Annotated in this window: 23 protein-coding genes; 11 read left to right on the forward strand and 12 right to left on the reverse strand. The window is 38.7% G+C overall.

Going from position 1 to position 26302, the window contains the following annotated elements; translation table 11 throughout:
* Position 1 precedes the first annotated feature (1 nt).
* The 3 genes from ACW6NC_RS01225 to ACW6NC_RS01235 form a co-directional block, all read right to left on the reverse strand.
* Positions 2–1252, reverse strand: a complete 1251-nt coding sequence (locus ACW6NC_RS01225) for an OmpP1/FadL family transporter (protein ID WP_457863235.1) — start codon at positions 1250–1252, stop codon at positions 2–4.
* A 121-nt stretch (positions 1253–1373) separates the two neighbouring features.
* Positions 1374–2135, reverse strand: a complete 762-nt coding sequence (locus tag ACW6NC_RS01230; protein ID WP_457863237.1) for an alpha/beta fold hydrolase — start codon at positions 2133–2135, stop codon at positions 1374–1376.
* 10 nt (positions 2136–2145) lie between these two features.
* Positions 2146–2859 (reverse strand): pyridoxine 5'-phosphate synthase, encoded by a 714-nt coding sequence (locus tag ACW6NC_RS01235; RefSeq protein WP_457863663.1) that lies wholly within the window; start codon positions 2857–2859, stop codon positions 2146–2148.
* A gap of 90 nt (positions 2860–2949) precedes the next feature.
* On the opposite strand from ACW6NC_RS01235, the gene ACW6NC_RS01240 reads away from it, so the two are divergent.
* The 8 genes from ACW6NC_RS01240 (at position 2950) to murI (ending at position 10911) form a co-directional block, all read left to right on the forward strand.
* The gene (locus tag ACW6NC_RS01240; RefSeq protein ID WP_457863239.1) at positions 2950–3606 is read left to right on the forward strand and encodes a CBS domain-containing protein; all 657 of its coding nucleotides are present in this window, start codon (positions 2950–2952) and stop codon (positions 3604–3606) included.
* 1 nt (position 3607) lies between these two features.
* Positions 3608–4492, forward strand: a complete 885-nt coding sequence (locus tag ACW6NC_RS01245; protein WP_457863241.1) for an NAD kinase — start codon at positions 3608–3610, stop codon at positions 4490–4492.
* Between the two features lie 100 nt (positions 4493–4592).
* Positions 4593–5294 carry a type IX secretion system protein PorG gene (porG, locus tag ACW6NC_RS01250; protein ID WP_457863243.1) on the forward strand — a complete coding sequence of 234 codons (702 nt, stop codon included), beginning with the start codon at positions 4593–4595 and terminating at the stop codon, positions 5292–5294.
* Position 5295: 1 nt separating this feature from the next.
* Complete coding sequence (locus tag ACW6NC_RS01255) at positions 5296–6036, forward strand: isoprenyl transferase (RefSeq protein ID WP_457863245.1); 741 nt, start codon at positions 5296–5298, stop codon at positions 6034–6036.
* Between the two features lie 7 nt (positions 6037–6043).
* Positions 6044–8656 (forward strand): BamA/OMP85 family outer membrane protein, encoded by a 2613-nt coding sequence (locus tag ACW6NC_RS01260; protein ID WP_457863664.1) that lies wholly within the window; start codon positions 6044–6046, stop codon positions 8654–8656.
* Between the two features lie 30 nt (positions 8657–8686).
* Positions 8687–9490, forward strand: coding sequence for an OmpH family outer membrane protein (locus tag ACW6NC_RS01265; protein ID WP_457863247.1), 804 nt, complete (start codon positions 8687–8689; stop codon positions 9488–9490).
* A gap of 36 nt (positions 9491–9526) precedes the next feature.
* Positions 9527–10036 carry an OmpH family outer membrane protein gene (locus ACW6NC_RS01270; RefSeq protein WP_457863249.1) on the forward strand — a complete coding sequence of 170 codons (510 nt, stop codon included), beginning with the start codon at positions 9527–9529 and terminating at the stop codon, positions 10034–10036.
* 80 nt (positions 10037–10116) lie between these two features.
* Positions 10117–10911 carry a glutamate racemase gene (murI, locus tag ACW6NC_RS01275; RefSeq protein ID WP_457863251.1) on the forward strand — a complete coding sequence of 265 codons (795 nt, stop codon included), beginning with the start codon at positions 10117–10119 and terminating at the stop codon, positions 10909–10911.
* Here the strand turns inward: murI and ACW6NC_RS01280 are convergent.
* Positions 10908–11960, reverse strand: coding sequence for a PorP/SprF family type IX secretion system membrane protein (locus ACW6NC_RS01280; protein WP_457863253.1), 1053 nt, complete (start codon positions 11958–11960; stop codon positions 10908–10910). The genes murI and ACW6NC_RS01280 overlap by 4 nt on opposite strands.
* Before the next feature lie 62 nt (positions 11961–12022).
* Between ACW6NC_RS01280 and ACW6NC_RS01285 the strand changes: the two genes are divergently transcribed.
* Entirely contained in the window at positions 12023–12940 is a 918-nt protein-coding gene (locus tag ACW6NC_RS01285) for a NifU family protein (RefSeq protein ID WP_457863255.1), read from the forward strand.
* A 5-nt stretch (positions 12941–12945) separates the two neighbouring features.
* Here the strand turns inward: ACW6NC_RS01285 and ACW6NC_RS01290 are convergent, their stop codons facing one another.
* Complete coding sequence (locus tag ACW6NC_RS01290) at positions 12946–15210, reverse strand: anion permease (RefSeq protein ID WP_457863257.1); 2265 nt, start codon at positions 15208–15210, stop codon at positions 12946–12948.
* A gap of 188 nt (positions 15211–15398) precedes the next feature.
* Here ACW6NC_RS01290 and ACW6NC_RS01295 point away from each other — a divergent pair, with 188 nt between their 5' ends.
* Entirely contained in the window at positions 15399–17444 is a 2046-nt protein-coding gene (locus ACW6NC_RS01295) for a thioredoxin domain-containing protein (RefSeq protein ID WP_457863259.1), read from the forward strand.
* Positions 17445–17510: 66 nt separating this feature from the next.
* Complete coding sequence (locus ACW6NC_RS01300; protein ID WP_457863260.1) at positions 17511–18398, forward strand: mechanosensitive ion channel family protein; 888 nt, start codon at positions 17511–17513, stop codon at positions 18396–18398.
* Here ACW6NC_RS01300 and tsaB read toward each other — a convergent pair.
* The 7 genes from tsaB to ACW6NC_RS01335 all read right to left on the reverse strand — a co-directional run bounded on the left by tsaB (position 18395) and on the right by ACW6NC_RS01335 (position 26225).
* Positions 18395–19054 carry a tRNA (adenosine(37)-N6)-threonylcarbamoyltransferase complex dimerization subunit type 1 TsaB gene (gene tsaB, locus ACW6NC_RS01305; RefSeq protein ID WP_457863262.1) on the reverse strand — a complete coding sequence of 220 codons (660 nt, stop codon included), beginning with the start codon at positions 19052–19054 and terminating at the stop codon, positions 18395–18397. The two genes, ACW6NC_RS01300 and tsaB, sit on opposite strands and share 4 nt — an antisense overlap.
* Positions 19055–19106: 52 nt before the next feature.
* Positions 19107–20360 (reverse strand): efflux RND transporter periplasmic adaptor subunit, encoded by a 1254-nt coding sequence (locus ACW6NC_RS01310; protein ID WP_457863263.1) that lies wholly within the window; start codon positions 20358–20360, stop codon positions 19107–19109.
* Between the two features lie 3 nt (positions 20361–20363).
* Positions 20364–21803, reverse strand: a complete 1440-nt coding sequence (locus ACW6NC_RS01315) for a TolC family protein (protein ID WP_457863265.1) — start codon at positions 21801–21803, stop codon at positions 20364–20366.
* 62 nt (positions 21804–21865) lie between these two features.
* Positions 21866–22984, reverse strand: a complete 1119-nt coding sequence (locus ACW6NC_RS01320; RefSeq protein WP_457863267.1) for an efflux RND transporter periplasmic adaptor subunit — start codon at positions 22982–22984, stop codon at positions 21866–21868.
* Positions 22985–23019: 35 nt separating this feature from the next.
* Positions 23020–24282, reverse strand: coding sequence for an ABC transporter permease (locus ACW6NC_RS01325; protein WP_457863269.1), 1263 nt, complete (start codon positions 24280–24282; stop codon positions 23020–23022).
* 1 nt (position 24283) lies between these two features.
* Entirely contained in the window at positions 24284–25531 is a 1248-nt protein-coding gene (locus ACW6NC_RS01330; protein ID WP_457863270.1) for an ABC transporter permease, read from the reverse strand.
* Positions 25524–26225 carry an ABC transporter ATP-binding protein gene (locus tag ACW6NC_RS01335; RefSeq protein WP_457863271.1) on the reverse strand — a complete coding sequence of 234 codons (702 nt, stop codon included), beginning with the start codon at positions 26223–26225 and terminating at the stop codon, positions 25524–25526. The genes ACW6NC_RS01330 and ACW6NC_RS01335 overlap by 8 nt, the downstream gene beginning before the upstream one ends.
* Between the last annotated feature and the right edge of the window lie 77 nt (positions 26226–26302).

Below are 26302 nucleotides of genomic sequence, written 5' to 3' on the forward strand. Positions count from 1 at the left end.
ATTAGATTTTATAAGTTAAACCAAGACCAGGAATAAAAGCGGAAGTTTTATAAGAACCTTCAAAAGGCACTCTTTGTCCATCCTCACTATAGTAATCATAAGATTCATCTACTTCCTTATAACGATTATATAGGAAAGAGGCATCTATTGACAATTTGTCGTTAACATTCACAGAAAGACCACCGGTAAAACCGTGGGCATCATTTCGGGGAGTTTCAGGAGCAAAATAGCCCGATTGTACCGGGGATTCATCATAGTAATAACCTACCCTGAGGGTAAACATTTCATTGGCCAAATACTGCATTCCGAATCGATAGGTAGCCGCATCCTTATAATTCCTTGCATTTTGCGAATCAGGAATATTTGGATTTGTAAAATCAATATCTAAGGATTTATATACACTCCAGTATGTCCTATTATAATCCACAGCCAACAACCATTTATCGAGTAATTGATAAGAAATTCCAACCGAAAGTTCAGCCGGAAGCGGCAGGGAAGCGTCGAAAGTAGTATTTTCAAAAGGAGTCAAAGAAGACTTAGGGATATTTTGGAAATCCGCATCCCCATCTTCAGCATCCATTATTATCTCGGAGCGGTAATTAAGACCAAGGGTCAACCTTTCTGTTGGTTTATACATTGCACTGGCAGACCACCCAAAAGCACTTACACCACTTGCATCCACAGTAACGTTAGCCCGGTTGCCCTCAAGATCGGTTAAAGTTCTGTTCAGATTTCGGTTAAAATTCACTCCACCTGTGACATAAATTGGGCCGCCGCCAACACTTAAATTATCACTGATTTTCACCGAGGCCAGCGCCTGAATATAAATGGCCTTTAGGTCGATATTATTCACCAGGTGTGAGCCTGACCAATCAGTAGGCCACTCCACCGTACTCCCATACGGAGTATAGGCCGCAAGGCCAAGACTCAACCAATCGTTCATCCTGTAAGAAAAATAAGCATAAAAAGGAGTACCTACCGGGCTATCGGTACGATAAGTTTCTCCAAATTGTTCATTTTGCCATACTACTTCAGAGAATACAGCACTGGCCCCAACGGCCATATTAATTTTATTTTCTAAATAAACCAAGCCTGCTGGATTAAAGAAAGCGAGTTCGGCATTGTTCACTACAGCCACACCGGTATGACCCATTGCAAGAGAACGCTGACCCTGGAGACTGACCCGGTAACCTCCGGCATATGTAACGGATGCAGCCAAAGCAAAAAGGCACAGAAATAATAGTTTTTTCATAATTGAATTGGGATTAATAATGGTATTTAATAAAATAGTCTCTTCAAAAATAGAACAAATTAGAAAGTATGCAATGAATCAAAGCAATTTATTATGCATACATAATATATTTGGAGTGAATTTAAAGAAAATTCATCACGGCCTCATAAAAAGATTCACTATTCTCGGCGTGCACCCAGTGACCCGCTCCCGGAATACTGGTAATTTTTGCTTTTGGAAATTGTTCTTTTATAGTAGCCTCATCTTCTGAAGTAATATAGTCTGAAAGCTCCCCTTTGATAAATAAGGTTTCCCCCGAATATTGGTGTTTCTTTGGTAATGCTTCTCCTATTTTCTCGATATTTGTTTTTAGTGCGGAAAGATTGAGTTTAAGACTAAGCTTATCCTGTGATTCCCTTTCCAGGTTTTTTAGTAAGAACAACCTGATACCTTTGTTCGAGATAAATTCCTTTAGGAGATTTTCTGCTTCTTTTCTGGAGCCCAGGTGAGCTTCTTCCAGGGCAGTTAATCCATCTAGAATTTGCTGGTGATGAGGTGGATAATATTTAGGAGCGATGTCTACTACAATGAGTTTCTTCACCAAATCAGGGTTTTGTGCGGCTACCATCATAGCGGTTTTTCCACCCATGGAATGTCCAAGTAAAACAATCTCAGAGAGCTTATGTTGCTTACAATATGCCACTATATCATCCGCCATTATTTGATAGTCAAAGTCATCGTGATGTGGACTTTTCCCGTGATTCCTTTGGTCTACCAGATGAACCTGATACCCTGCCTTGGCAAATTGGCCACCGAGGGTTTTCCAGTTATCTCCCATCCCTAAAAAACCGTGCAAAAATAGAAATGGCGACCCCTTCCCTATGATATTTGAATGTAATTTCATGATAAGACTCCTATTTTAAAAGTTCAAGATACCTTTTTACTGTGGTTTCCAAGCCTAAATATAAAGCCTCGGAAACTAAAGCATGCCCTATTGAAACCTCATCAAGAAAGGACACTTCCTGGTTAAAATATTTCAGATTATCAAGGGAAAGATCGTGACCTGCATTGACACCCAGTCCAAGATCATGAGCTTTTCGAGCACATTCTGCGTAGGGTTTTACTCCTGCGCTGTGATTTTCAGAAAAAGACCGAGCATAGGCCTCGGTATACAATTCAATACGATCAGTCCCGGTCTTTGCAGCTCCATCGATTTGATGAACTTCTGGGTCTACAAAGATCGAAGTACGTATGCCGTTATTTTTAAACTCCGAGATAACTTCTCGTAAAAAATCAAGATGTTTCAAGGTGTCCAAGCCTGCATTAGAGGTGATTGCATCTTCAGCATCAGGAACCAAAGTAACCTGCGCAGGCTTCACTTCTAGAACGAGGTCGATAAATTTATTAATGGGATTACCTTCGATATTGAATTCTGTTTTAAGTACTGGTTTAAGCTCCCTTACATCGCTGTAACGGATATGTCTTTCATCGGGTCTCGGATGAACGGTTATTCCTTGGGCTCCAAATTTCTCTATGTCCAGAGCAGTTTGCAATACATTAGGAATATTCCCTCCGCGTGCATTTCTTAGGGTAGCAATTTTATTGATATTTACGCTTAGTTTGGTCATCATTTTGGCTTTAGATTAACAAAAATACAAACTTGCCAATGCCCTAATGAATTTTATTTTAATTAATTTGCAGAAATAAGGACAAGGGTTATGAACATAGAAGATTTTATTATTAACGATGTCTCGATTTGTCATTTCTCCGATAAAGTTGGAGAGATCCAAAATTTGTTCAATCAGCTCACCTATTCCCATCTCCCGGTAGAAAACAATGGGATCTACATGGGTTGTATTTCCGAAAATGACATCCGATGTTTTGAGGCAGATAAAACACTGGAAGATTATCAGTATGCCCTGGAAGGATTCTTCGTCAGGGAAAGCGGTTATTGGTTGGATATTCTGGATGCTTTTGCTCAAAATAACACCAATATTCTACCTGTGTTAAATGAGGAAAATAAATATTTGGGTTATGTAGAGCTCAATGAGATTATCGCGATTTTTAATGAAACACCTTTTTTAAGTGAACCGGGAAATATCATTGTCCTCGAAAAAGGATTTAAGGATTATTCCTTCAGTGAAGTGAGCCAGATTACAGAGTCCAACAATGGCAATATTCTTGGTGTTTTTGTCTCCAAATTTGAAAATGATCTTGCCCAAATCACATTGAAAATCAGCCCCACTGGCATCAACGAAATCATTCAGGCCTTCCGGCGGTACGGGTACAAAGTGGTTTCCGAGCATCAGGAAGACAGTTTCAACAAAAACCTAAAAGACCGCTCAAAATACTTAGATAAATACCTCAATATTTAATATGAAAATTGGCATCTACGGACAGTTCTATCATACCAATGCCGGAGAATATATCGGGCAGCTTTTAGAATTACTGGACAATGAAAATGTAAAAGTTATAATTGAGGAGAAGTTCTTTCAATTAATTAAACTGAATGAAACAGTCCCAGAATCAAGGAGTAATTATGAAACTTTCACCTCATTAGACAGGTCATATGACCTTTTTTTTTGCATAGGAGGAGACGGAACCATTTTAAAGTCCATCAATTATGTAAAAGATATGGAAATTCCAATTGTAGGGATCAACACCGGAAGACTGGGCTTTCTGGCCACCATACAAAAAGAGGAAATTAAAGGTACAATTCATAGCATACTAAGCAGGAATTTCAGCATTTCCCCCAGGAGTGTATTAAAAACCGAATGCCATCCCAGCACTCAGGATCCTGTATTCAACAATGTAGCTCTTAACGAAATAGCCGTTAGCCGAAAAAATACCACCTCAATGATTACCGTCGACACCTGGCTTGATGACCAATATCTAACCTCATATTGGGCAGACGGGTTAATTATTTCTACCCCAACCGGCTCTACCGGATACTCCTTAAGTTGTGGTGGTCCCGTAATCACTCCTAATACAGATTCTCTTGTAATTACCCCTATCGCACCACATAATTTAAATGCCAGACCGCTAGTTATTAAGGACAACACAAGGATTACCCTGCGAGTTTCAGGAAGGGAAGACTCCCATTTACTCTCTATGGATTCCCGAATCGCATCATTAGAGAACGACACAAAAATAACCATTACCAAAGCACCCTACACCATTAATATTGTCGAACTCAATGAACAAAGCTTCCTTTATACTCTACGTCAGAAACTTTTATGGGGTGAAGATAAACGCAATTAAGCAATAAAAGTTTTCAAAAACTGTTTATGAATATGTACAAAACTGCTCAAATTATTGTAGAGCAAACATTATTGTTATATTTGCAAACTTTTGAAAACCTATGAGGTACCTAATAGCTTTTGTAATCATGTTTGCTTACTCGGCTAACACATATTCCCAAACCTTTGAGGCAGGCCCATTTTTAGGAGGAGCTAACTACATAGGTGATGTAGGTAGAACTAATTATGTTTTACCCAATTCCCTGGTATTTGGTGGCCTTGTAAAATGGAACCGCAGCCCTAGACATGCATTTAGATTATCCTTTCTTTTCGCTGAAATTAATGCAGACGATAATAAATCTTCTGAAAATCGAAGAGTTCAAAGAGGCTATTCTTTCAGCAATAACATTGCAGAGGCATCCTTAGGTGTAGAATTTAATTTTTGGGATTTTGACCTTCATCAGGGCCATCCGCAAAGTTCGCCTTATCTTTACACCGGACTAACCTATTTTAAGGCAGATCACCTTTATTTAAAGAATGGTCGCGGTGGAAATTTGGTTAACGAAGGCACCAACTGGTCATTTGCAATCCCGATGGTCATCGGTTACAAAGAGAGCATTACCAAACATATTGTTGGGGCTTTTGAAATAGGAGCTCGTTATACATTCACCGACAACCTTGATGGTAGTTGGCCCGAAGAACTATTAGACAGGCGGGATCCGCCAATTGAATTTGGAAACCGAAATACAAACGACTGGTATGTATTTACGGGGGTGAACTTCACCTTTTCCTGGGGTCGAAGACCTTGTTATCGGAATTTTTAATATGGATTACAGAGAAAAAATCAACCTTAAAAACCTACCTGGCCATATTGCCTTAATTATGGATGGTAATGGTCGCTGGGCAAAACAACAGGGTTTTTTAAGGATTAAAGGGCACGAACAAGGCACCAAAGCAGTACGCGACGTCGTGGAAGGTGCTGCTGAGATAGGTATAGAGTACCTTACCCTTTATGCTTTCTCTACTGAAAACTGGAACAGACCTAAACTGGAAGTTCAAACCTTAATGAAGCTTCTGGTTTCTTCACTCCGGAAAGAAATTACTACCCTTCAGGAAAATAATATCCGTTTAAATGCCATTGGAAATTTAAGCAATCTCCCCAAAAAAGCATATCGCGAATTACGGGAAGTAATTGAAAAAACCAAGGATAATAATCGCATGGTCTTAACCCTGGCCTTAAGTTACGGCTCGCGGGAAGAACTAACCAGTGTAGTGAAAGAAATAAGTCTGAAAGTTAAAAACAACGAAATATCTGCTGAAGCTATTGATGAATCAGTTATAAATCAGCATCTTTACACCCGAAATTTACCAGATGTAGATTTGCTGATAAGAACAAGTGGAGAGCAGCGCATAAGCAACTTCCTTTTATGGCAGATCGCATATGCCGAGTTATATTTTACAGAACTATTATGGCCGGATTTCAGAAAAGAAAATCTTTTTGAAGCCATTTACAATTATCAAAATAGAGAACGAAGATTTGGAAAAACCAGTGAGCAACTCAGTTAGCGCATTTATGACGAAGAAGTTTATTGCACTAGTAGCATTTTGTATATTTTTAGGCACCTCCACCCAGGCTCAAGACCTGCCAATTTCCGACGGTAAAAAATACGTTTTAGGAGACATAAAAGTAACTGGTAACGTCAGTTATAACGAACAAACCGTAATTGCTTATACCGGTCTTCAAAAGGGAGAGGAAATTTATATTCCCGGAGATAAATTGAGTGGTGTCCTAAAAAAACTATGGAAGCTGGATCTTTTCAGTGATATTAACTTCTACATCACCAATGTAGAAAATGGAGTTGCCGACCTCGAACTTGAAATTCAGGAAGTTCCCAAACTTTCCAAAGTAAGAATACAGGGATTAAAAAAACGGGAAAAAGAAGAACTCCTTGAGGAAAATAAACTTAGAGAAGGTGCGAAAGTAACTGAGAACCTTATCACTACTACTAAGAATTACGTCGAAAGTAAATATCGCAAAGAAGGCTATTTTAATGCAAAAGTTTACGTGAATACTACGCCTGTTCCAGACACCGCTGATACTAAATCAAACCTGGTTAATATGGTGGTGGATGTAAATAAAGGCGACAGGGTGAAAGTTGACGAAATCGAATTTGCCGGAAATGAAAATTTTTCAGATGCAAAGCTTAAACGCAGCATGAAAAACACAAAACAGAAAAACTTCTTTAGATTCTGGAAGAGATCAAAATTCGTACAAGCAGATTACCAGGAAGACAAGCAATCTATTATCGATAAATACAAAGAAACCGGATACCGGGATGCCCGGATTGTTTCGGATAGCCTAATTAGAATAGATGACGAATCCGTAGCACTTAATCTACAAATTGAAGAGGGAGATCAATACTATATTGGTGATATAGAATTCTTAGGAAATTCAGTTTATTCCGACGATCAATTACAGCGAGTTCTCGGAATCAATAAAGGTGATATATACAATGGTGTATTACTAGACAAACGCATTATGGATCAAACCAGACCAGATGCCCAGGATCTTTCCAATCTGTATAAAAATAATGGTTATCTTTTCTCTAATATCGACCTTGTTGAAACCAATGTTTATAATGACACCATAGATTTTGAAATAAGAATTATGGAAGGTAAAGAAGCTTATTTCAATGAAATAAGAGTCACCGGAAATGACAAGACAAAAGATCATGTGATTTACCGGGAATTAAGAACCAAACCGGGACAGAAATATAGCCAGGAAGATGTTGTTTCCACGGTTAGGGAATTAGGACAGCTAGGCTTCTTTGATGCAGAACAACTCGAGCCTAATTTTGTTGACCCCAATCCCCAGACTGGTACGCTGGATCTTGAATATTCTGTAGTTGAAGCAGGAGCAAGCCAAATAGAGTTACAGGGAGGATATGGAGGAGGAGGTTTCATAGGAACTCTAGGCCTTTCCTTTAATAATTTCGCATTATCGGGTCTGTTTGATAAAGAAGCATATAAACCTCTTCCGATGGGCGATGGACAATCACTTTCTTTAAGAGCACAAGCCAGTACTTTTTACCAGACTTACAGTCTTAGTTTTATGGAACCATGGCTCGGCGGTAAAAAACCGGTTAGCCTTCAGACTTCTTTCTCTTTTACAAGGCAGTTTCTGTTTGATTATCTCACTCGTAGAGCAGATAAAAGCAGAAGTTTTGACATTCTTGGGGTAAATGTTGGTTTAGCCAAAAGGTTAACTGTGCCCGATCCCTATATTACGGTTTCTCATGCCTTAGGATTTCAAAGATATAATCTCAATAATTACAATACAGGCCTCTTTACCTTCGGGGATGGCCATTCGAATAACCTGAGTTATACTTTTGGACTTACCAGAGACAATACTTATGTTAATCCGATTTTCCCTACCGGAGGATCCAAATTTAAATTAACTGCTAAACTCACACCTCCCTATTCACTATGGAATGATGTAGATTATGCAAATCTTGGTGAACAGAGAGAATTCCAGTTAGAAGATGAAAATGGGAACCTTATTGATCGTGATGGCGGACGAGTAACACCTGAAAATGCCGTTCCGGATCAAGGAAAAATAGACCAGGAGAAATTCAACTGGTTAGAGTTCTACAAGATAAAATTTAGCGGCGAATGGTTTACACAAATCTATGACAAGCTTGTCCTACGAACTTATGCTGAATACGGTTTTCTTGGAGCTTATAATAACGATCGTGGAGTTCCACCATTTGAGCGCTTTTTCCTAGGAGGAGATGGTCTTGGAGCCTTTAGCCTTGACGGGAGGGAAACCGTTCAATTAAGAGGGTACCCCAACCAATCGGTAGTGCCTATTGACAGACCTACTGGATCGACGGATGACGGGGCTACTATTTTCAATAAGTATTCCCTTGAATTAAGATATCCCATTACTTTAAAGCCTTCTGCCTCTATTTATGCTTTAACATTTTTAGAAGCGGGTGCCTCTTATGACAATTTTAGAGATTACAATCCCTTCCAGCTTAACAGATCCGCAGGAGCAGGCCTAAGAATTTTCATGCCGGCCTTCGGTTTATTAGGTATTGATTTCGGCTATGGGTTTGACCCCATAGTTGGAGATCCAGGAGCAAATGGTTGGGAAACGCATTTTATCATTGGTCAACAGTTTTAAATTGGCATGATATTTTCTATATTCGGTAATATGAAAAAAATTCTCCTTATATCTTTAATGATCCTCATCGGGAATTTTGGGGTAAATGCCCAAAAGTCCTTCCGAATTGGTTATGTGGATATGGAGTATATTTTGGAAAATGTCCCCGAATATCAGGAAGCCTCCTCCCAGCTAGACACTAGAGTAAAAGAATGGCGAAAGGTTGCTGAAAATAACAGGAAAGAAATTCAAGCTTTAAAAGAAGAACTTGAAAATGAAAAACCGCTTCTAACCAAAGAACTTATTGAGGAAAGAGAAGAAGATATCGCCTACCGTGTAGAACAAGCTACAGAATATGAACAAAAAAGGTTTGGACCGAACGGAGATTATATCATTCAGAAAAAACAATTGGTACGGCCAATCCAGGACCAGGTATTTACTGCTGTTCAGGAAATTGCCGAAAACAGAAATTTGGATATAGTTTTTGACCGCACCTCGGAAAGTGGTATGATTTATGCCTCTCGTCAATTGGATGTAAGCGATCAGGTCCTAAGAAGCATCAACAGGGCCTCAAACCGTCGCCAATTAGATTCAAAAGAAGAAATCGAGCAATTTGAAAGAGAGGAGAATCGAACCGTAGAGGAGGATGCTGAAATTGCTGAGAAGGAAAAAGCCGTTAAGGAAAATAAAAGTGAACGCGAAGCTCTAATTGAGGAACGAAGAAGACAGCGGGATTCTATAAAAGAAGCCAGGCAAAAAGAATTTGAGGAGCGTCGTAAAAGAATTCTTGAAGAAAGACAAAGAAGAAAGGATTCTATTCAGGCAATCAGAAACCAAAAAGACACGATAAACTAAATAAATTTAACCTTTAATAATTAATATCCCTTTAAAATGAAACAATTCAAAACACTTTTTATAGCTTTAGCTTTAACTCTTGGTGCTACCGCTTTTACCAATGCGCAATCCAAAGTAGCTCACATCGCTACTCAGGAACTCGTTGAATCCATGCCTGAATACAAGAATGCCATGGATCAACTACAGAAGCTGGAAAAGACATATGATGCTGAGATAAAAGACATGTTGACCGAAGCACAAAATACGATGCAACGTTACCAGTCTGAAGCTGAAACCCAAACAGAAGAAGAGAATGCTAAACGTGCAACTGAACTTCAGGCTACTGAAAGACGAATCCAAGAGCATAGCCAGAAAGCAAGACAGGATCTTCAGAAAAAGGAAAATGATCTTATTCGCCCCATAATTGAGAAGGCACGTGAAGCCATTCAAAAAGTTGCCAGAGCTCAAGGTTACGATTATGTACTTGACTCTACTACCGGTACTGGGGTTATCCTTGCAGATGGAAAAGACCTTATGGCCGATGTGAAAAAGGAATTGGGAATGTAATTTCATTCTCGGTATCTATTCAAGAACAAATAATGAATAAAACTGCGCCCGATTGAGGCGCAGTTTTTATTTTTGTGATTATGAGTTCAACCCAACCAATTGGTATCTTTGATTCAGGTGTAGGCGGTACCTCCATTTGGAAAGAAATACACGAACTTCTTCCTTTTGAAAAAACGATCTATCTTGCCGATAGCAAAAATGCACCATATGGGGAAAAACCCATAGATGAAATTATTAGCCTTAGCAAAAAGAATACTGAAAAGCTCCTGGGAATGGGAGCAAAAACAATTGTTGTAGCCTGTAACACGGCAACAACCAATGCTATTAAAGAACTAAGAAGCACTTACAAGGTTCCATTTATCGGAATAGAGCCCGCTATTAAACCGGCTGCCTTACATTCCAGGACAAAAGCTATCGGTATTTTAGCCACCAAGGGTACTTTAAGTAGTGAACTCTTCCATAAGGCTTCAGAATTATATTCCAAAGACATAAAAATTATAGAGGTAGAAGGCAATGGCCTGGTAGAGCTTATAGAAAGCGGAAGAAAAGACTCTCATCTTACCAAAACTTTACTCATAAAACTTCTAAAGCCAATGATGAAACAATCGATAGATTATTTGGTTTTAGGATGCAGCCATTATCCATATTTAGTGCCTGTATTAAAGGAAATTCTTCCTAAAGATGTAAGGGTAATTGATTCTGGTGTAGCCGTGGCAAAACAAACGAAAATGGTGCTAAAGCAAAATAATCTTCTCGCCCCTGAAATAGGAATTCCACCCATTCCTGAATTTATCAGTAATACAAATCCAAAAGTACTTGCTTCTCTGATTGGGGCTAATCAACGAAATTACGTGGTTTCGCAGCTTGATTTTTAATTAACTGCAGGACACTTGCAATCATATCGCCCTCGGTTTTCACCGAAGTCATACCCCAGGGTTAGCTGATGAAATCCATTATTACTTAATACCATTGAATTAAATTGATGAGTGTAGGTGTAACCAAATACAAAGCGTTTATAATCTATTCCTAAAAACGGGGTTAAATACCGTAATTGTTGAGTTTTAACCTCCTGCCCCTGACTGGTATACTCAGCACCTTCAAAACTGTTTCGATAAGATAAACCTCCCCAAACCTGACCAAAATCAACTTCATGATAAAGCTTCATGTTAATATCAATATTCTTTTCAGCTGTTTGTTCACGTAATTGAAAGAGCAATGAAGGCTCATAACTCCAAGGTCCCTCGCTTTCAAAAACATACCCACTAGAAAAGAGATACTTTCGTTGGTTGCTCGGTACGGCATCGGAATAAAACAGTTCTCTTTTAACGGATAAAATATTTTTAGCTGCAAGGTGAGCATAGAAATTAAGGTAATAATAGGATAGGCCAAGATCCATATTTCCATACATGTCCGCCTGATCATCACCTCCTAAAATGGGATCAAACTCCGTAAAGCTACTCTGATCCAATCTATGCTGAATCACACCCGCATTTAAACCAAATGATAATTGATTAAGGTCAAATTCACTCCGGGAAAACCTAAGATGGTAGGCAAAAGTGAAGTAAGCCCCGATTTTCGAAAAATTCCCATTCTGGTCATTAAACAGAATTCCTCCCAACCCAACACGCTCTCCTGTACGTGCATTTACTGCAAGGGTTTGTAAGCTAGGTGCATTATCTACGTCAAACCATTGCTGCCTAGCCGTAAGCCTTATTTGATTAGAATTGGCAGCACCTGCCATGGAGGGGTGTAATAAATAAAGGTTGTCTGTAAGGTAATCAGAATAAGTTGGAATTACCTCCTGAGCATTAGCACCAAACCCTAAAAATACCAAAATAAATAAAGGTGTTTTAGAGGCGAAAATTAGCCTGACACCATTGGAAAGTTCTGAAAAACAAAAAATTAATTGAAAAACTAATCTCATAAGGAAAGTAAAGATATCGATTAGCTAAGTTTTCTTTACTACTTTTGCACAAAAATTTTACTATGAGCAATTTCCATATTAATATACAACAAACAGATAAACCCGGGATTATTAAATTTGAAGCCAACAAATTTCTTACCCGGCATAAGAGTTTTGAATTTCACAATATCGATGAGGCAAAGCAATCCCCTCTTGCACAGCAACTATTTTACCTTCCATTTGTAAAGACTGTTTATATCGCTCAAAATTTTATAGCAATTGAAAAATATGATATTGTAGAATGGGGTGATGTGCAGGAAGAAGTTGCCAGCCAGATTATGGACTACCTTAACAAAGGAGGGCTGGTGGTTGAAGAAGAAACAGAGGAGAAAAAAACGGTCCCCGTTACCGTTTATGCTGAGAGCACCCCAAATCCTGCAGTAATGAAATTCGTAGCCAATAAAAAACTAGTGCTCCAAGCAACCGAATTTAAGAATATCGATGCGGCTAAAAATGCACCATTAGCCCAAAAACTCTTCTATTTCCCTTTCGTAAAAGAGATCTTTATGGATGAGAACTATGTTTCTATTCAGAAGTATGATATTGCAACTTGGGATGAAATAACCATGGAGTTAAGGGAATTCATTCGTAATTTCATTCAGGATGGAAACGAGGTGATTACGGATGAAAGTCTGGACAAAACTGATAAAATGACCGGAACAGAAAAAGTGAAACCCCAACTTGATCTTGACAGCCTGGACGACACATCACAACAGGTGATTGCTATATTGGACGAATACATTAAACCGGCAGTTGCCAGTGATGGAGGAAATATTCTTTTCGATTCTTACAATTCACAAAGTAAAACCGTAAAAGTAATCCTCCAGGGAGCTTGCAGTGGCTGCCCCTCCTCTACCATGACCCTAAAAAGCGGTATCGAAACTATGTTACGGGATATGCTTGGCGGTAAGGTAGATTATGTAGAAGCAGTTAACGGCTGATAAATTTACAAGGTTCGCTTTGCCTCATTATTAAACTCCTGAAACAATTGAAGTAAACTCATCGTAGAACTTATCAGGTCCTTTGTTTCAAGCAATAACCCAAAATATAGCTTTGTATTCTTTGGACTGGTTTCAGAGGTTCGGATACGATTAATTTGTTTCTGTATCAACTCGGAAACATAATCCAATAATTGTTGCTTTTCAGCGAGGATCTCCTCGATATTCCCAAATTCGTGATTATCGAAAGTTTCCTTGATATCGTCGAACAAAACCTGCATTTTTTCATCTACCTTTTTAAGGTCCCTGACTTGGTTAAACTTAAGGTTTTTATGATTGTTGTTTACATGATTATAGGAATTACGTGTAATAAACCCAATGGACTGTACCATATCCTGTAAGTTATCAAGAATCAGTATATAGAATTTACTTGCTTCAACCGAATCTTCATCCAGGGACTTGATAAAGTAGAAGATATTACCTTTAAGCTCATCAACCTCGGATTCCAGCTTTTTAATTGCTTTACTATTTTTCTTTAATTTCCCAAGATCGTGATAACCCAGATTATCAACGGTTTTTGTGTACATTTTATTTACACCCCCGATAACACTAGAGATGTTTTCTGAGCTTTCCGCGGTAATTTCATTTATGGTAATTATATCCGTCCTATTATAGCGTTTCCGGCTTTCCTTCTCCCTGGTTTTTTTCGAATGGATCATGGTACTTCTCACCACTAAAACCACAGCAAGTATGATAAGCAGAGCAAGGGCAATCATTCCTCCAAAATATATAATTGCCACAAAAATAGCTGCAGCACTGAAAGCTACCAGGGCAGTAACAAACCAACCACCAACCACATTGAGTACACCTGCCACCCTGTAAACTGCACTTTCACGATCCCAGGCTCGATCCGCCAGAGATGTCCCCATTGCTACCATAAAAGTGACATACGTGGTAGAGAGTGGAAGTTTCATACTGGTTCCAATAGAGATAAGAATACTGGCCACAACAAGGTTCACTGAGGCTCTGACCATATCAAAGGCCGGAGCATTAGCTCTTTTACTTCTCACATGAGTTGTAGACTTTTCAAATTTTGATTCAATTTTTTTCTTTAATCTTAACGGAAGTATAACCGAAATTGCATTACCGAAAACCACGGAATAACGAACAATACTACGGGAGAGGAAATTAGGTTCAAAGCGCTCAGAGCCGTCTCCCTGTCTTGCGAGATCAACCCCGGTTTCAACCACAGTACGAGCTTTACCGGAAAACCAAATAGTGACCACCATAATCAAACCTGCCATGACAAGCAATAGTTGCGGAGTGGGGACACTCCCAGATAGTTCTGTCATCAGAAGGTCGGAAGGCATCACTCCTGTAGCTTGGTAAGCAGATTGCCAGATATCGAAAGATTGCCATGCGGCTATGGGAACCCCAATAAAATTCACCAGGTCATTTCCTGCAAAGGCCAGAGCCAGTGCAAAAGTTCCGATTACAATCACAACTCTTAAAATATCCATCTTAAGAACACTCATTATAAACTGGGAAAGAAGGGTGAAAACTACAAAGCTTACCCCAATTATAATTAGAGTATTATCGTTGAGGTAATCCAAAAAAGTGTCGGGAATGAAAGATACCCCCTTAAGGCCTTTCATAAGTATAAAATGTAGAATTGCTGTAAGGGAACCCCCGCCAAATAAAGCGCCTACATACTTTATTTTTCTTTCAAACTGAAAGGAGAAAATAAGCCTGGAGATATATTGAATAATCGCCCCCAAGGCAAAAGCAATAATCACAGCCATGAGGATTCCAATAATGATTTCCGTGGCTTTTGCCGTATTGATATAGGAGGTCAGCTGGCTGTAATCACCCGTTTCCATATAGATTTTAATCATAGCCATACTGACAGCTGCACCCAATAGCTCAAATACTATGGAAACAGTCGTAGAAGTAGGTAGACCAAGAGAATTGAAGAAATCCAATAGTAAAACATCAGTAATCATAACCGCCATAAAAATGATCATGATCTCTTCAAAGTAAAACTGATCTGGAACAAAAATTCCCTTCCTGGCTACTTCCATCAGGCCACTGGAGAAAATTGCCCCAACCGCAACTCCCAGACTTGCCACTATCAGGATAGTCCGCATAGAAACCGCCTTTGAACCTATTGCGGAGTTTAAAAAGTTTATTGCATCGTTACTTACTCCAACCACAAGGTCTGTGATTGCAAGTGCAAATAATGCGACCAACATTACAATGTATACGTCTTCCATAGGCTTTAAATAAACGCAATCTACAAAATTGATTTTTTTTTTCGGAAAGTTTGGTTCTATAAGATTATTAAATCTTTATTTAATAAAAGTTTACATTTTTTAAGTTCTTCTTGTTTTGTATCTTCCTAAAAACCGTATCCATTAATATTTTAACATCAGTTCACTACTCAAGAGTAAACACCAGAAAGATGAAAAAAGAGGAATCTAGACATACCAATGAGCTCATAAATGAAACTAGCCCTTACCTGCTGCAGCATGCCCATAACCCTGTGGAATGGAAAGCCTGGAATGAAGAAAGTCTGGAAAAAGCAAAGAAGGAAAATAAACTTTTAATAATTAGCGTGGGTTATTCAGCCTGCCATTGGTGCCATGTAATGGAACATGAAAGTTTTGAGGATTCCCGGGTAGCCCAAGTAATGAATGCCGACTTTATAAACATTAAAGTAGACCGGGAAGAACGGCCTGATATCGATCAGGTTTATATGAATGCTGTGCAGGTAATGACTGGCACCGGAGGTTGGCCAATGAATGTTGTTGCACTTCCGGATGGGCGTCCGGTATGGGGTGGCACCTATTTTAGAAAGGAACAATGGGTAAACGCGCTAACTCAGCTTTCAAATTTATATCAACAGAAGCCGGAACAATTATTGGAATATGCAGAAAAATTGCAGGATGGTCTCCAAAAATTGCAAATCATAGACCTACCGGAGGAGGTACAAGCCTTTTCCAGGGATTTTTATCCTAAAATTATTCAGAAATGGAAATCTGATTTTGACCTTGAAAATGGTGGTTACAAAGGGGCTCCGAAATTTATGATGCCAAATAATTATGAGTTTTTATTAAGGTATGGATTTCAACAGAAAGATGAGACAATACAGAATTTCACGGAAAAAACCCTTACCAAAATGGCCTGGGGTGGAATTCATGATCCGGTGGGCGGTGGGTTCTCCCGGTACTCTGTAGATGAGCGTTGGCACGTGCCACATTTCGAGAAAATGCTATACGACAACGCACAGCTAGTTAGCCTTTACAGCAAGGCTTATAAAAATCATCAAAATGAGCTCTATAAAAAGGTGATTAAAAAAACCCTGGAATTTATAAAGGAAGAATTAACCGCACCCGACTATGCTTTTTATTCAGCTTTAGATGCAGACAGCCTGAATGAAAAAGGCAAATTGGAAGAAGGCGCCTTTTACACCTGGACTAAGGCAGAACTTGAAAATCTACTTCAGGAGGATTTTTCTCTGTTTTCAGCATATTTCAACATCAATAATTATGGAAAATGGGAGAAAGACAGGTATGTACTCATCAGGACACAAACACGGCAGGCTATCGCTTCAGAATTTAATATTTCAGAAGAAAAACTTCAGGAGAATATTAATTCCTCGATAAAAAGACTTAAAGAATATAGAGAGAAAAGAAATAAACCTGCCCTGGATGATAAGACGCTCACTTCCTGGAATGCCCTTATGCTTTCCGGTTATTTAGAAGCTTATACAGCTCTTGAAGAGGAACAGTACCTGGAAACTGCTTTGAGAAATGCCGATTTCATAAAGACCAAACAAATAGCAAGTAATGGTAGACTTTTTCACTCTTATAAAAAGGGAAAAAGTTCAATTAACGGCTATCTGGAGGATTACGCTTTTACAATTGAAGCATTTATTAAACTTCATGAGGTTACTTTTGAGCCCTCATGGCTAATCCTTGCCAATAAATTATGTGAAATATGTATTGAAGATTTTAGTGAGGACTCCCCGATGTTTTATTTCACTTCAAAAAAGGATAGAAAGCTTATTACCCGAACCCTGGAGGTTACGGATAATGTGATTCCGGCTTCCAATTCAGTGATGGCGAAAAACCTCTTTAAGCTTGCAAGTTTATTGAATAAAGAGGAATATAATAACCGGGCAGAGAAAATGCTTAATAGTATACAACCCCAAATTAAAAGCCACCCCGGATCCTGCTCCAACTGGTTAGACCTAATGCTGGATTTCACCCATCCATTCTTCGAGGTTGCTATCACCGGGCAAAATGCGCAAGTCTTAAATAGGGAGCTTCAGAAAAAATACTTACCAAATATTTTAATCACAGGAACCGATAGTGAAAGCAGTTTGCCATTATTACAACATCGGTTTAAGAAAAATAAGGACTATATCTACGTTTGCAGCGAAGGAAAATGTGACCTCCCTCAAATAAGTGTTGAAAAATCTCTGAATTTAATTAAACAGTTTTAACAAAATTTAAACAAGGAATTTTCTGAAAATTTTATTTAATGTATTCTCTTTACAAAAAACATTAAAATGGATAAATTAAACGATTGGGGCGCTATCGCAAAAGAATACGCAGAAAAGTTTATTGATTACCTCCCTACTTTATTAGGTGCACTGGCATTGTTAATCATTGGTCTCTGGGTTATTGGATTAATTGTAAAATATGTCGATAAACTATTTCAAAGGAAAGATTACGATAGGACATTAGAGATATTTACTCTAAATTCCATTCGGTGGGGACTCCGAATTATTCTATTTGTACTGGTAATTACTCAATTGGGTGTAGAAAGCGCATCCCTGGTAGCTGCTATTGGTGCCGCAGGTTTGGCCATTGGACTTGCCATGCAGGGATCACTTTCTAACCTTGCAGGGGGTGTGTTATTAATAGTTTTAAAACCATTTAAAGTAGGTGACTGGATAGAAGCCCAGGGAGTTTCAGGTTCAGTAGTTGAAATCACTTTATTTTATACAAAAATAGACACATTTGGAAACCAGCGAGCGGTAATTCCTAATGGAGAATTGAGCAATGACAATATAATTAACTACAGCTTTAACGGCACCAGAAGAGAAACATTAAGCTTCGGCATTTCATATGATGATGATCTTAAAAAGGCAAAACAAGTTCTTAGAGACCTTGTTGAAGAACAGGAAGATATTTTAAAAGACCCTGAGCCACAGATTATTGTTGCTGAACTGGGAGCCGATTCTGTGAATTTCTCGGTAAGGTATTTTGCTGAAAATAGTAAGTTCTGGGACCTTCACTGGTATATGATCGAAGAAGGAAAAATAAGACTTGAAGAAGCCGGCATGACAATTCCTTATCCGCAGCGTGATGTTTATCTTTATGACCAGACAAAGATGAATGGTACCAAAGAAAAAAAATCGCAGATTAATAAGGATTCAAATACGACCAATTAACCCACTTTGAAATCTTTAAGATAATAAGGTTCAAAATAAGCGACATCCTCTATGTCGCTTATTTTATATTTTTCTACTGCTAAGGTACACATCTCTTTTGCCGATGGCAGCGATTCAGGAACAAAGGCAGCATTGGGATGGCTGCAAATTGCCTGGAATTTTGTCACTCCTGAACCAATAAAGACCACTTTACCTTTTTCCAGATATTCATTATAGAGATCTGTTTCAAGAATTTCAGCACGAGTTTCCCTGATTTGTTCCAATTCAGTATTAAATACCGCAGAATAAACTTCCATTCTACGAGCATCGATTAATGGAATGATTACGGCCTCCCTATCTATAACCTGGAGTGCAAGTGCTCTAAGAGTGGCGATGGATATAAGAGGGATTCCCAGAGAGAAACACAAACCTTTAGCTGCTGAAACCCCAATTCTCAATCCAGTGTATGATCCAGGACCTTTACTAATGGCCACCGCATCCAGATGAGCTGTCTTTAGGTGATTCTCCCTAAGAATTTCATCTATAAAAACGTGGAGTTTTTCGGCATGGGAATAATTATTACTCTTATCTTCCTTAATATCAAGCATTCCTTTTTCTGAAGCAATAGCTACTGAACAGTTTGTACTGGAAGTTTCTAAACAAAGGATTTTTGGCAAAACAGTAATTTTTAAAACGGGAGATTATTTCTCCCGCCTAAAGGCAAAATTACTAATTTTCTTTTGATGTTGCTTTCACCTTATCACCATCTTCCAATGATTTGGTGACAAGAGTATAAGGACCCGTTATGACCTCTTCCCCTTGCTCAAGACCCTCAATGATCTCGATATGGGAACCATCTTGAATACCAGTTTCCACAAGGCGAAGTTTAGCCTCATCATTTTCCTTAACAAATACAGCTTCAAACATTTCATCTCCCGAATTTGCTGTTGAATTTCCATTGGCGGTAGTATCAGTTTTTATCACAATAGCACTAATAGGTACTCCAATAACATTTTGTTGTTTATTAGTGATGATATCTACCGTAGCAGTCATCCCTGGCCGAAAAGGCGAATAATTTTCCTGTTTGCCTTCAACAAGGTCTCTATAGGATTCTTCAAGAATTCTAACTTTAACTTTGAAATTAGTCACCTGATCCGTGGTAAGCTGACTATCGGCGGAATTGGAAATTTCAGTAACCAAACCTTTAAATTCTCTGCGTAAGTATGCGTCAACTTCAACAATAGTGGAATCTCCAACTTCAACTTTCACAATATCATTTTCATTCACATCAACTTCAACTTCCATATTTGCCAGGTTTGCCACCCTCAAAATCTCCGTTCCTGCCATTTGCTGGGTTCCAACCACTCTTTCTCCCAATTCCGCATCTAAACGGGAGATCGTACCGCTCATGGGTGCATAGATCGTTGTACGAGCAAGATTATCTCTTGCTTCTGTAACGCTAGCCGCTCCACTTTGCATATTATAGTAAGCCGATTCTTTGGCAGCCTGCGCTACTTCGTAATTTGAGACTACAGCATCCCATTCGGCCTGCGATATTACACCATTTTCAAAAAGAGTTTTATTTCTGTTATAATCCGCTTCAGCTTGTTTCAAATTAGCCTGGGCCTGATTGTAATTTGCTTTCATATTCTGTAGGCCTGCTTCCATTCGCTGAAGATTGGACTGATAAATATCAGGATTAATTTTGACCAGAAGGTCACCTTTTTCCACACTTTGGCCTTCCTTGATCGGAAGTTCAATAATTTCTCCCGAAACTTCCGAAGAGAGTTTAACTTCAACTTCCGGTTGGATTTTTCCAGTGGCTGCAACAGTTTCCGTAATATCCATAGGTTCTGTTGTAGTAAACTCAACTTCTTTTACATTGGCTGAATCACCAAACCAGCCTGCTCTTTTACCGATTACCAGTAAAACAACCACGACCAAGGAAACCCCAATAATAATGAAAAGTGTCTTTTTTTTCATAATTTAAAATTTAAGCTCTGTTGCCGGTACCCCGAAATAAAGCTCTATGACTTTAAGTTTAAAAATATAATCGTATTTTGTTCGTACTACTTCACGCTGGGCATTTTCATACCTTAGTTTAGATTGACTATAATCAAAAGCATTGGTTAGCCCAACATCGTATCTTTGGGTAGCATAATCATAAGCCTGTTCCTGGGCTTCGGCAGAAACAAGAGCTGCTTCATAAGCTTCGAATGCACCTTGGGCATCTACGTAGGCTTGATAAATATTAGCTTCCAGATCAAGTTCCGCCTGTTCCATTTCATATTCAGCTCGCCTGGCATTTACCTGAGCTCTTTTTACCTGGTTCCGAGTGGAAAAACCATTAAAAATCGGGACACTTAATTGCACCCCATAGGTCATACCATCATTCCTTTGAAGTTGTTCAAAAAAAGGTAATGGACTTCCAATAGTACTCATTGTATTGGGCGCAACTACAACCTCCCCTGTACTCTCCACCACTCCAATCTCCCGGGTTGGATCCTGTGGATCAATGGTCACACCTGTGATCCTTCCCATCCCGGATTCACGGGTATTGTAGTTAAAGAAAGCTCCAAGACTTGGCATATAAGCTCCTTTGGCTATCTCAACATCCTTCAAGGCAAGATTGCGATTGGCCTCAGCTATTTTAAGCTCCGATCGTTCCTGTTTGGCTTGCTCAATAATTTCATACACCGAATTTTCAAGTATATCACTTCCGAAGATGTCATAATCGCGATCTACAACATCAAAATTTTCATAATCATCTATTCGTAAAAGCTGGGCCAGATTGATAAGGGAAATCTTAATATTATTCTCAGCAACTATCATGCGTTGTTTCTCATCTGCATCAGTAGCCTTTATTTCCAACAAATCACCCCGGGGAAGAGATCCGGCTTCAACAAGTTCACGAGTGCGTTCTAATTGCTGAAGGGTCACCTCGTTTTGCAACTTTAGTACTTCCAGATTTTGTTTGCTAAAGAGCACCTGAAGGTAGGAATCAGCAACAAAAAGAGTGATGTCGTCTTTCATTTTTTCCAATTCATACTGAGCGGATAGCTGGGATATTTTGGAGCGCTGTATTTGTTTAAAATTACGCAAACCATCAAATAAATTCATGCTAGCCGTTATGCCCGCTGAAAAGTTTCTTGTTGTTTGTGTTTGAAGGATTCCCGTGGTTACATTTTGTGTAAGCCCCGTATTCCAGGAATTGGTAGCAGAGGCATTAAGATTTGGCAAAAGGTTTCCGATAGCATCGAGCTCTTCAATTTCAGAGATTTCCAGATTTAGTTCTGATTGCTTTATCGAAATATTATTCTCCAGGGCATAATTAACACATTCCTGCAGGGTCCATTTTTCGGTTTCTTGTGCTTTAACAAAAAAAGCTGAAAATAAAAATAGGGTTAATAAGCTGTATTTTTTCATAATCGGAATTGTAGTTGATGAGTCTGTGAAATTCTAAACTTGTTACATTTTGATATAAATATCTAACTTCCGGCAAATTCAGGAGTTGGTTTTACCTTATTCCAAACCTTTATCCTATCATCCTTAGAAATCCCCTTTTTCACCTCAACCTGAATTCCATCACTAATTCCTAATTCTATATCCCTTCTTTCGAATTGCTGGTCTCCGGTTTCTACTTCCACAAATGGATCCTGGGATTTTGAATCGAATTGAACCAGGGCTTCTTTAATGGCCAATACATCATCCGCTCTATCTAAAATAATAGATGCATTTGCACTTAAACCTGCACGAATAAAAGTGGTATCAGCCTTATCCAAGGTTCCTTTAATTTCAAATTGTATCGCTCCGTTTTCGTCTACTCCTTTTGGAGCGATATAATCCAAGACCGCATTAAATGTCTTGTTCTCTATTGCCCCAACCGTAACTTCAAGAGGTAAATCCTCTTTAATTTTTCCAACCTCACTCTCATCAACTTTTCCTTCAAAAATCATTTGGTTAACATCGGCAAGTGTAGCCAAAGTAGTACCATCGTTAAAATTATTGCTTTCTATTACCTGGTTTCCGACTCTAACTGGAACATCGAGAACCATACCGTCTACTGTTGATCTAATAAGGGTATTGGCCGCACTCCCAATTCCACTAGTAGTTCCTGTTTGTACAATTTCAAAATTTTGTTGTGCTGATCGATAATCCTGCGACATTCTTTTAAAGTTGGCTTCAGCATTATCAAAATCGTTTTGGGAAATCACTCCTTTTTTAAATAAGGCTTTTTGCCTTTCAAATGTCTTCTTTTCGTTATCCAAATTGATTTTAGCAGTAGCTACGGCATCCTTTGCGCTTTGTAGCGAATTTACATTTGGAATCACCCGAATTTTAGCAATAAGGTCTCCAGCGTTTACTTTCTCACCGGCTTCGATATATATTTCATCGATAATTCCAGAAATATTCGGCTTTATAAGCACTTCCTCCCTCGGAACAATGTTACCCGTAGCAACGGTTTTCTTCACTATAGTTTCTATAGATGCCTGGTCTGTTTCGTAAACAGTCGGATCCTCCTGATTTTTCTGAAACAAATAGTATAAAGCGCCTGCAAAAACCACGACGATTAATACTAAAATTGAGATAGTTACTGTTTTTTTCATTTTTAGATTGTATTTTATCTTCTTTAATTTTCTTATTATTCAGTTCTTAAGGCATCTACCGGTTTTATTTTTATGGCATTTTGTGCTGGAATTAGACCAGCCAACAAACCTGAACATACTAAGATTGCCAGGGCTGTAAGCACCACCCCTAAATCAACACTGGGGTTAGCAAACATCATTTCAGTAGTATCCATTCCACTTAAAGCATAATTGATTCCGGCGATTACTCCTGTAGCGAAAATAATTCCGGCCATTCCTGAAATAATTGTTAGGAAAATAGATTCCATTAAAATTTGGCCGCGAATAGACCAGGGAGTCGCCCCAAGGGCTCGTCTGACTCCTATTTCATTGGTTCTTTCCTTTACCACGATTAACATAATGTTACTGATGCCAATTATACCTGAGAGTAGGACCAGAGTTCCGACGAAATAGGCTACTGCTTTTAGTGCCACGAACAAACCATTAATCTTGTTGAATTCTTCATATAAATCAAAGTTCCCTACTGCTCTATCATCTTCAGGATGTATAGAATGTCTGCTTTTTATAAGATCCAGAATTTTTGATTTTAAACTTGTGATAGAATTTCCATCCTGAGCAGTAATTGCCATCCAACCAACGTTATCTCCCATGTTAAAAGCTTGTGAGAACGAAGTAAAAGGAACATAAATTTCCTTTTGAGCTTCTTCAGAATTTCCTCCACCACCTTTTTTCTTATAAGTTCCAATAACCATAAAATTGACACCGTTTATCTTAAGATATGTTCCTAGAACCTCCTCATCTTTTTCATAGAGTTCTCTTCTTACCCCATCTCCAATTATGGCAACTTTTCTTTTTTGTTCAATATCCAGGTAGTTAATAAATCTTCCTGAAGTTATGTCCATTGTCTCCTGCTGAATTATTTCTGGATAATCTCCATAAACATTGAAGGCCCCGGTTTGTAAACCCCTCACCACATTATTGTTTCCTCCAAATCCACCTAATTGATTTCTTGGGGAAACAAACCGAAGACCTGGCACATTTTCCCGCAAGGCCTCGACATCGGAGGTTTTAAAATTATAGCGACGCCCTTTAGGCAAACCTTTATATGGTTTTGATGGAGTTTGGGTCCACATAAACATCGTATTGGTAGCTATACCACTAAAACCTTGTTTTACACCATTTTCCAGACCTTTACCAGCAGCCAATAAAATAACCAGGATAAAAATACCCCACATTACACCAAAAGCTGTGAGTATGGTTCTAAACCAATTCGCAGTTAATGCCTCTATAATTTCGCTCCACTTATCCCTACTAAACATATTATTCGTCTCTTAGTGCTACAATAGGTTTGATCCTTGCGGCTCTCCATGCCGGAAAGAACCCGGCAATTGCACCGGCGAAAACTAGAATAAAGACGGTAGTAAGTGCCACATTAAAATTAACCGCTGGATTAGATATATACTGTGTTTCTATGAGAGGACCTACTAGTTCAAGTAGGAACAAACTTGTAATTAGGCCAATGAAACCGGCAATTGCAGTAACAAAAATAGACTCATGCAAAACCATTCCAACAATAGAAATGGGTTCTGCTCCCAAAGCCTTCCTAATTCCAATTTCCCTGGTTCTTTCTTTAACGATAATGAGCATGATATTACTTACGCCAACTACCCCGGCGATAATGGTACAGATACCAACACCCCAAAAGAAGAATTTTATCATATCCATAAGATCATAGAATCTTTTGGCATTCTCCAACGAATTATTAATACTTATCGCACTTTCATCATCTGGAGCTATGGTATGTGTTTCTTTAAGCTGATTTTCAATATCTGCGGAAAAATCATTGGAAGCGGCAAGGGCAGCCTCAAAATTATCCTCAGACTCTAAAGTGAAAGCCATATTAGCAATATTATTAGCCCCACCGAATACGCGTTGTGCGGTGGAAATGGGCATGAAAACCAGGCTTTCTTCCCTTTCCCCACCGGGATCAGTAAAAACACCAATTACTTGAAAGTTTATTCCGGATATTTGGATATACCGGCCAAGAGGATTTTTTTTATCTTTAAAAAGATCATTTCTTACTTTATTCCCTAGAACTACAACCTTTTCAAAATTTTCGTGATCCTTATAATTGACAAATCGCCCCTCTATCATATCGCTGTTCTCCAAAAACTGATAATCTGGATAAACACCTTCCACTCGATAAGAACCTGACTCCTTTTTATAGTTTACTATACCATTCCAAATACGGAAAATAGAGGATTTATATTCTAATTCATCCTGATGTTTTAAGGCCGTATAATTAAAGTCTTCATTTTTCAACTGAATTCTCCTGCCTGGGTTTAGCCCTTTGTATTCCTTTGAGGTAACACCTGTATACACATAAATGATATTAGCAGCGTCTCTTTTAAACTCCTGTGAAATTCCGTTCCGCATTCCTTCACCAATACCCAGAAGAACCACTAAAATAAAAATACCTGAAGCTACTGAAAGGCCGGTTAAAAAGGTTCGTAATTTGTTTTTACGAATCGTATCAAAAATCTCTTCCCAACGTTCTAAATCAAACATTTTGCAGTGCTCTTACCTGGTTGACCTGAGTATCCTGGATTATTCTCCCGTCTTTCAAATTAACAATCCTTTTGGTCATTGCTGCGATATCAGGTTCATGTGTTACTACAAGAATAGTCCGACCTTCATCGTTGATTTCCTGAATTAAATTCATAACCTCATAAGATGTCTTGGAATCCAATGCTCCGGTAGGCTCATCGGCTAATAGCACTTTAGGGTCGCTAGCAAGTGCCCTAGCAATAGCCACCCGTTGTTTTTGCCCTCCGGAAAGTTCATTAGGCAGATGCTCTGCCCAGTCGGATAGGCCTACCTTTTCCAGATAGGACATTGCCTTATCAATACGTTCCCTGCGTTTAATTCCTTGGTAATACAACGGAAGCGCCACATTATCCAGCGCATTTTTATAGGAAATAAGATTAAAAGATTGGAAAATAAAACCCAGAAATTTATTACGATAACGGGCAGCAATTTTTTCGTTAAGATTTTTTATAGGAACCCCATCTAAGGTATAAGACCCTTCATCGGCTTCATCGAGCATCCCCAGAATATTCAATAAGGTAGATTTTCCAGATCCTGAGGATCCCATGATAGAAACAAGTTCACCTTCGGCTACGCTAAAGTTAATTCCTTTTAAAACGTGCAGAGAATTACTGCCCATTCTATAGGATTTATGAAGATCGTTAATTTCTATCATCGTAGTAAAATTACAGGTTAGAGACTTTTAACTAATAAGTCTCACCCATAAGACTCTACGGAATGGAAAACGTTACA

Source organism: Salegentibacter profundi (assembly GCF_054121475.1).